Origin of the sequence: Rhizobium sp. CCGE 510 (assembly GCF_000292525.1) — a bacterium.
In the GTDB taxonomy this organism is placed as follows: domain Bacteria; phylum Pseudomonadota; class Alphaproteobacteria; order Rhizobiales; family Rhizobiaceae; genus Rhizobium.
On sequence record NZ_AEYF01000093.1, the window covers coordinates 1 to 2,170 of the forward strand.

At 61.6% G+C, this 2,170-nt stretch carries 3 protein-coding genes; 2 read left to right on the forward strand and 1 reads right to left on the reverse strand.

Annotated features, from left to right (window positions below; translation table 11 throughout):
- Positions 1-714, reverse strand: a 714-nt coding sequence (locus RCCGE510_RS32535; RefSeq protein ID WP_007637834.1) for a hypothetical protein, incomplete at its 3' end; no start/stop codon positions are given.
- A gap of 113 nt (positions 715-827) precedes the next feature.
- On the opposite strand from RCCGE510_RS32535, the gene RCCGE510_RS32540 reads away from it, so the two are divergent.
- Together RCCGE510_RS32540 and RCCGE510_RS32545 are read left to right on the forward strand one after the other, a co-directional pair.
- On the forward strand, positions 828-1,421 hold the full coding sequence (locus tag RCCGE510_RS32540) for a DUF6088 family protein (RefSeq protein ID WP_007637835.1): 594 nt from the start codon (positions 828-830) through the stop codon (positions 1,419-1,421).
- A partial coding sequence (locus RCCGE510_RS32545) for a nucleotidyl transferase AbiEii/AbiGii toxin family protein (protein ID WP_007637836.1) occupies positions 1,414-2,170 on the forward strand: 757 nt, incomplete at its 3' end. The genes RCCGE510_RS32540 and RCCGE510_RS32545, both read left to right, overlap by 8 nt.

Consider the following 2,170-nt stretch of genomic DNA (forward strand, 5'->3'; position numbering starts at 1 on the left):
GGTTTTCGTAGCAGTGTCCCAACGCTGAAGCAGACCGGTGACGACCGCATGCTGGGGCGTCCATTGGCCGCCCTGCCGGGTCACCTCGAGATACCGGGTGTTCCAGACGAGCGACCCGCTGAATCCGCCGGCGTCCTCGAACTTCATCTCCGCTGTCGACTCAGGAGTTGTTTGACTGGTGAACCGCGTCTTTTTTGGCTCCCAGAAAAGCTCGAAGATCTGGGCGTCCCCGCTGTTGTCCTTTTCTTGTGTGGCATAGCCACTTCCGTTGGCCTGGTGCACACCGAAAGCATAGTGGGCATTTTCTCCCGAGAAGCCACGAAAGAACAGTAGCTCTCCCCGTTCAACCGGTACATGACGCTGCGCGAAACGTTCATAGGGGACGGATTGCGCCTGATGGGAGCACGCCGCCCATGCGAGGTCGCTGATGTGCGCGAAGGCTGCATCGACGGGATGTTTTTCCATCATCCATAGCCCTTGGTGTTCGAAGACGTCGTCATTGCCATAAAAGCGATAGTGCATCGGCCGGACGCGTGCGACATGCTCGCAGGTCAGCAGGAAGCGGCGGTTTTCGCGTGCGACATAGGAGCCGGTTCCGACGAGGCGCACTTTCCGGTCATCCTCCGTACCCAAGGGTGTCACGAAGGGGCGGGTATGGGCGAGCATGTCATCCGTAACTTTGTCGCAGATCGTCTTCCACTCTTCAGGCTTCATTCTTGGCTACTTCCTTTCCGGCTTGAAAACAGGTGCGACGCTTGGCGTCTCTTTACCGCACCCTATATTGAAAATGTCAGAAAACCGCGTATATTTCTGACAGGAGTTTTCTTATGCAGCGGTTGAGCGAACAGATATTGGCCCACGCGGCGGCGCTTCCCGAAGGGGCGCCACTGGCGGCGAAGAGCCTGCTGTATCTCGGCAATCGCGCCGGGGTGGATCAGGCTCTGTCGCGCCTTGCCGAACGCGGCCAGCTAATCCGGGCCGGACGGGGCGTCTATCTGCGCCCGGTGGTCAGCCGCTTCGGCACCCGCTCGCCTTCGGTGGAACAGGCAGTCGAAGCGCTGGCGAGCCAACGCGGAGAAGTCATCGTCTCGAATGGGGCGGCCGCGGCGAATGCGTTGGGATTGACGACGCAGGTGCCGGTTCGCTCGATCTATCTGACCTCCGGCCGTACCCGCACTATGACGCTCGGCAAGCAGCGTGTTGAACTCCGTCATGCCCCGCGCTGGCAGCTTGCGCTTGCCGACCGTCCTGCGGGCCAGGCGGTGCGTGCGCTTGCCTGGCTTGGGCCGGAGCAAGCGGAAACGGCGCTCGAGACCCTGAAACGAAAGCTGCCGCCGACGGCGTTCGGAGAGCTGGTCGCAGCCGCTCCGCAATTTCCGACATGGCTTGCGCAAAGCGTTGGCAAGGCGGCGCATGGCTGAACAGTTTCTATTACTTTCAGCACAGGATCGTCGTGATGCGCTGGGCGTGGCTGCCGATCGTTCGGGGCGGCCTGCCCACCTGCTCGAGAAGGATATCTGGGTTGTCTGGGTGCTCCAAACCGTGTTCGGCTCAGCGCTCGGCGATCATTTGGTCTTCAAGGGCGGCACGTCGCTATCTAAAGCTTATGGGGTTATCCAGCGCTTCTCGGAAGACGTGGACCTGACCTACGACATTCGCATCATTGCCAATGACCTCGTCGGTGACGAGGGCGAGGCTCTGCCGACAACGCGTAGCCAAGAGCGGCGCTGGTCGAAAGTGGTGCGCGAGCGGTTGCCCGTATGGGTCAAGGGAGCGGTGCAGCCGCTCGTCGAGGTCGCTATCGGCTCCCAGGGCGTTCCGGCGACGACTAGGGCCGAGGGTGAGAAGCTCTTTATCGATTATGAAGCAACGTCTGCCGGATCCGGTTATGTCGCGCCCAGCGTCATGCTGGAGTTCGGCGCCCGCTCGACGGGTGAGCCGGCCAGTCCGCGCGATGTGCGCTGCGATGCCGCGCACCTGATTGAGGGCGTAATCTTCCCCACGGCAAGGCCAAGGGTGATGCATGCCGAGCGGACCTTCTGGGAGAAGGTAACCGCAATCCATGTCTTCTGCCTGCAGGAGCGGCTTCGCGGGGAGCGTTTTTCGCGCCACTGGCACGATGTGGTGCGCTTGGACGATGCCGGAATCGCCGCTTCCGCGATGGCGGATC